Annotated in this window: 5 protein-coding genes; 1 reads left to right on the top strand and 4 read right to left on the bottom strand. The window is 63.2% G+C overall.

All coding sequences use genetic code 11. The annotated features are described in order from the left end of the window. Nucleotides 1–53 precede the first annotated feature (53 nt). Entirely contained in the window at nt 54–1,466 is a 1,413-nt protein-coding gene (locus VNZ93_RS24430) for a DegQ family serine endoprotease (RefSeq protein WP_325711708.1), read from the bottom strand. A gap of 178 nt (nt 1,467–1,644) precedes the next feature. Here VNZ93_RS24430 and VNZ93_RS24425 point away from each other — a divergent pair, with 178 nt between their 5' ends. Continuing rightward, nucleotides 1,645–3,222 (top strand): fused MFS/spermidine synthase, encoded by a 1,578-nt coding sequence (locus tag VNZ93_RS24425; protein ID WP_325711705.1) that lies wholly within the window; start codon nt 1,645–1,647, stop codon nt 3,220–3,222. Between the two features lie 5 nt (nt 3,223–3,227). Here the strand turns inward: VNZ93_RS24425 and VNZ93_RS24420 are convergent, their stop codons facing one another. From VNZ93_RS24420 to VNZ93_RS24410, 3 genes are all read right to left on the bottom strand, one after another. Next, the gene (locus VNZ93_RS24420) at nt 3,228–4,043 is read right to left on the bottom strand and encodes a cytochrome c (RefSeq protein ID WP_325711702.1); all 816 of its coding nucleotides are present in this window, start codon (nt 4,041–4,043) and stop codon (nt 3,228–3,230) included. A 144-nt stretch (nt 4,044–4,187) separates the two neighbouring features. Next, nucleotides 4,188–4,424 (bottom strand): hypothetical protein, encoded by a 237-nt coding sequence (locus tag VNZ93_RS24415; RefSeq protein ID WP_325711699.1) that lies wholly within the window; start codon nt 4,422–4,424, stop codon nt 4,188–4,190. A 96-nt stretch (nt 4,425–4,520) separates the two neighbouring features. Beyond that, nucleotides 4,521–4,688, bottom strand: a 168-nt coding sequence (locus tag VNZ93_RS24410; RefSeq protein ID WP_325711711.1) for a bL17 family ribosomal protein, incomplete at its 5' end; no start/stop codon positions are given.

Raw genomic sequence — 4,688 nt, 5'->3', positions numbered from 1 at the left:
GCGGCGGTGAACAGGTTCGGCCCGCTTTGTTTCGCGCGGGTTGTCATGCTGCGTCAGCCCGGAAATTGCGCCGTGACCTGCCGGCCTCCCCGCAGGATGGTGATTTCCCACATCCGCAAGGGATCACGTGTCAGCTTTTCGAGATCCTTGCTGGTCGCGACACGCTTGTCATTGATCGCGAGCACCACGTCGCCGCGCTGGAAACCAAGCCGCTGCGCGATCGAACCCTTGCCGAGTTCGAGCACGACCACGCCTTCGGCCGACGGATCGAGACGCAGTTCCTCCGCCAGCGCCGGCGAGAGGTTGCCGACCTTGGCGCCGGTCAGTGGAGACCTCGACTTGATCACCACTTCCTCACGCGGACCATCCGGGGCGCTTTGCAGCGAGACCACGACGGTTGTCTCGCGCCCGTTGCGGATCACGCCGATCCGGGCCTGCCCGCCAAGCGGCCGCGTGCCGAAGCGATAGTCGAAACCATTCTGGTCCTCGACGACCTGTTCCTCGATCGAGACGATCACGTCACCTGTCTTGATACCGGCCTTCGCCGCGGGCGAATTCGCGCTGACACCGGCGACCAGGGCACCGGAATTGCGTTTCAGCCCCAGCCCCTCCGCGATTTCCGGGGTGACATTCTGCAGCTTCGCGCCGAGCCACGGACGTTTCACCGCGGAGCCACCGCCACGCGCGGACGCAACGACCACCTTCACCATCTCGGCCGGAATTGCAAAGCCGATGCCCTGCGATCCGCCCGATCGCGAAAAGATCGCGGTGTTGATACCGACGAGCTTGCCCGACAGATCGACAAGCGCACCACCCGAGTTGCCGGGATTGATCGCGGCGTCGGTCTGAATGAAGAACTGATAATCGGTGATGCCAACCTGCGTCCGGGCGAGCGCCGATACGATGCCGTGCGTCACCGTCTGACCGACGCCGAACGGATTGCCGATCGCCAGCACAACATCGCCCACCTGCAGATCGTCCGAATTGCCGAACTCGATGGCGCTGAGCCGCTCCTTCGGCTCCTTGATCTTCAGGACGGCAAGATCGGTACGTCCGTCCTTCAGTACGATCTCCGCCTCGTATTCACGCTTGTCCGCGAGCGAGACCTTCACTTCGGTCGCACCTTCGACCACGTGATTGTTGGTGATGATGAGGCCGCCGGAATCCACGATCACGCCCGAGCCCAATGAGCGCTGCATCTGCTCGCGCGGAATGTTGCCGGGAGCCCCGAAGAACCGCCGGAACAGCGGATCGTCGAACAACGGGTTGCGGACTTCGACCGCACGCGCGGCGTAGACGTTCACAACGGCCGGCGTCGCCCGCTTCACGACCGGCGCAAACGACAGCTTCAGCTCGGCGCCCGAACGCGGAACTGTCCGGTCCTGGGCATGGGCGGTTGGCACCAGCGCAAGCGCGGCCAGCCCGAGAGTTGCGAACAAGGTGCGGAGCGGCCGGGCGTCGGTCATTCGGAAATCCCCAAAACGTCGCGGCCAGATATAGGCCGATCCGGCTCCCAATTGAAGGGTGTAGCCGTACACATGCCATTCATCGGCCACGGCCAATAATCCAATGAGACCAGAAACTTGGCCGGATCGTGGGCATCACCGACAGTCCGCCGGGCCGACATAAATGGGGGAGACTTTTGTGACCGAGCGGGCGAGCAAGAGTGCGGCCACCGTCGCACTCATTGTCTATACGGCGGCCTTCACCGTCGGCGCCATCGTGATGAGTTTCGAGATGCTGGGATCGCGCTACCTGAACCCGTATTTCGGCAGCGGCATCTACACCTGGGCCTCGCTGATCTCGACCGTCCTCGCCGCGCTCTGCCTCGGCTACTTCCTCGGCGGCTGGCTTGCCGACCGCGCCCCCTCGCTCACCGTGCTCGGGCTCACCGTGCTCATCGGCTCGGCCTATGTGCTGCTTGTTCCGGTCTTCGCCGAACGGATGCTCGAATCGCTGCTGGCCGGCATCGACGATGTGCGCACCGGCAGTCTGGTCGCCTCGATGGCGATCCTGTTTTTCCCGGTGACCTTCCTTGGGATGTTCTCGCCATTCGGCATCCGGCTTCTGCTGCGCAACCCGGCGCATTCAGGCCAGGTTTCCGGGACCGTCTATGGCGTCAATACGCTCGGCAGCATTGTCGGCACACTTGGCACGACCTTTTATCTGATCCCGATGATGGGCTCACGTGCGATCACGATCACGGCGGGTATCGTCGGCATCCTGTCCGGCCTGGCACTGATCGCCGCGAACCGGCTGATGCGCGCAGTCCCGGCCGTACTCCTTGCGGGCGCCATCGCCTCGGGTTCGGTGGCCCTCGTGCCCGGCCCGGCCTCCGGTGAAAACCTCGTCGACATGAAGGTGCGCGAGCAATTGCTGACACGCAAGGACGGTCAGATCGACCATGTCGAAACGACCTACAACGACATCTTCGTGTTCAAGGACAAATCCGAACTGAACATGGCGTTTCAGCTCAAGGGCTGGGACTACACGCAATCGACCATTAACCTGAAGGACCCCGACGACCTGCCGCTCGCGTACACGCGGCAGATGACCATGACGGTGGCCTATCCGCAGGAACTCAAGCGCATCCTGATGATCGGGCTCGGCGGCGGCACCATCTCGACCTATCTCGGCCGCCATATTCCGGATGTCAGTATCGACACCGTCGAAATTGACCCCGGCGTCATCACCGCCGCCAAGAAGTATTTCGGCATCCGGGAGAGCAGCCGCGTGCGCTATCTCGACGCCGACGGCCGTGTCTATCTCAACCGCAACAAGCAGCCGTTCGACCTGATCCTGTGCGATGCATTCCACGGCGGCTATATCCCGTTTCACCTCCTGACCAGGGAATTCTTCCAGCTCGTTAAGCGCAACCTGACGCCGGACGGGGCGGTGGCCATGAATGTCCACGACGGCACCAAGCTCTATGTCTCGACCATCGTCACGCTGCGCGCGGTATTTCCGTCCGTGCATCTCTATCCGACCGGCGAAGGCGAAGTGATCGCGGTCGGCACGCTGAAACCTCGCGATCGTGACTCCATCGTCAAGCGCGCCGCGGAGCTTCAGGAGAAGCACAAGTTCCGCTTCCCCCTGCCCGACCTGATCGCGAAGCCGCTCGATAGCGTCGACACCTCGCAGGGCGTCATGCTGACGGACGATTTCGCGCCGGCCGATCTCTACAACGCGCTGCGCAGCACGCAGCGCAAGAAGAAGCAGTGATCGACCTATTGCTTCGCCGGCACCGTGCGCAGATAGGCGATCAGATCGCTCATGTCCTTGTCGGTCATCTTCGCGTAGGCGGCGTAACCCATCGGCGGCTTCAGCTTGTCGCCGTTCCGGCTGACGCCTGTGGTGATCGCGCGCTTGATCTCCGCATCGGTCCAGCCGCCGATCCCTTTGTTCTTGTCGGACGTGATGTTGCGGGACGTCGACGTGCCCCACGGTCCCGTGAACTCGTGCTTGCCGACACCCAGTTCGGTCCGGATCAGGGAGACACCCTTCTCGCGGGGCGAGTGACATTCCATGCAATGGCCGATGGTCGCGAGGTAATAACCGCGGCGCGCCTTGCGGCTGATCTTGCCCATCGCCGGCGGCGTCAGATCAGCCTTCAGCGCCACCTTGTATTCCGGCGTCGGCACCGCGTTCTTGATCGGCTTCAACGAACGCAGATAGGCGACGATCGCATCCGCGTCGCGCGGCGTCAGCACGGTGTAGTAGGCCGACGGCATAACGGCGAGCACGGTGCCATCCGGGCGAACACCCTTCATGATCGCGGTCTTGATCTGCTCGGCAGTCCAGTTGCCGAGCCCGGTTTCCTTATCCGGGGTCAGGTTCGACGAGTAGACCTTGAAGGCGGGCGCCTCGAACAGGTTTCCGCCAGCGAATGGCTTGTCGGCTCCGGCCGGCCCGCGTGGGGTATGGCAGTTGCCGCAATTCAAAATGGAATTGACCAGATATTCGCCGCGCTGCGCCGGCGATTGCGCGAAAGCGGACGACGCGCCGGCGGCGAGCGCCGCGGCGGCCAAAGCAAAACGAATCATCAGCATTTCCCCCCAGCCTTCTTAGGCCGGGATCATTCTAATTCGTGAAGTCCTGCCGCGGAAGTTCGCGACGATCCGGATCGTGGGAAATCGCTACTCATTCCGTGCAAATCGACACGCAATTTGCGCTAAGGACCGGACGCGCTAGGCGGCGCTCGGCTCGGTCATGGAGGCCGTCCTGTTCTTCACGCCGACCCGCATCACGCCATAGGCCAGAGCCGCGCCCAGCGCGACAATCCCGAGCGAGATCATCGGTCGATAGAACAGCCAGGCCACGGCGACGGTCAGCGGCGCGACAATGATCGTCAACACCAGCGCGACGCGCAGCTTGCGAGCAAAGGTCTCACCCCGAGAGGGTCCCCGCGACCGCGGCCAGCGCATGCGTGTCATCGGCCATGGCGGCTCCCGACAGCATTACACAAAACAAAAGAGCGGCGCACAGCGCCGCTCTCGAAACCAGTCGCACGGGGACGACGATCACGCCGCCGCCGAGTCCTCGGCCTTCGCCTGCACCGGTCCGGAATCGACACCCTTGGCATCGACATCGCGATCGACAAACTCGATCACGGCAACCGGAGCGGAGTCGCCGTAGCGGAAACCAGCCTTGATGATGCGGGTGTAGCCGCCATTGCGGTCCTTGTAGCG

It is taken from the genome of Pseudorhodoplanes sp. (assembly GCF_035565795.1).
Taxonomy (GTDB): domain Bacteria; phylum Pseudomonadota; class Alphaproteobacteria; order Rhizobiales; family Xanthobacteraceae; genus Pseudorhodoplanes.
Note: the sequence above shows the minus strand (reverse complement) of the source record. Positions and strands in the feature narration are given on the sequence as shown.